Raw genomic sequence first — 653 nt, forward strand, 5'->3', positions numbered from 1 at the left:
ATTTTAAATTTAAGTAATTGCCAATCAAAATATGTTCTGTTCAACACTTGGACTACAAAAATTGATTATCCAAAAGAATACTGCTATCCCGCAGTAGTAATTGAAAAATACGCCAAACCTGGTGAAAAAATCTGTTCTCCTAAAATTTCAGATGAAAAAGATTACTCTAAATTATTAGAATCTGGTTATAAAGAATTGGCCAGCAAAAATAATCTCATTCTGACAAAGCACGCCGTATTATTTGAAAAAGTTAGGCAAAAACATCCTAATCTCGATCTCCTTGAAGACGATATGCATCCATCAAGGGAAGGTGCTTTTTTAAGCGCTGCAATTTTCTACGAACTGCTAACTGGCAAGAAAGCAAATAAGCTAAAATATAATGCAGACCTGAAGACGGTGACAGCCAATCTGTTAAAAGAAGCCTCAAGTTAAAAGGTAAAACTTGGCACAACATCGGTTAACGAGCAAATAGCGGAAGAGGCTGCTAAAAATGACATTTTTGACTACCTTTAAAAAGATAACTTAACCGATAAATTCGCGTCCCCAACATCCGCTACTTGCGTTAACCGGGAACGTTATGCCCAAGCTAAAAAATGAGACTACTTTTAATTAACATACTCCTCTTAATCTCGATTCAAATGCGGTCACAAACT

At 35.7% G+C, this 653-nt stretch carries 1 pseudogene; it reads left to right on the forward strand.

The annotated features are described in order from the left end of the window. A pseudogene (locus ACFQ1G_RS01270) lies at positions 1-432 on the forward strand (DUF4886 domain-containing protein); the annotation flags it as partial. Positions 433-653: the final 221 nt, after the last annotated feature.

The sequence above is a fragment of the Salinimicrobium gaetbulicola genome, assembly GCF_042676025.1.
Taxonomy (GTDB): Bacteria; Bacteroidota; Bacteroidia; order Flavobacteriales; family Flavobacteriaceae; genus Salinimicrobium; species Salinimicrobium gaetbulicola.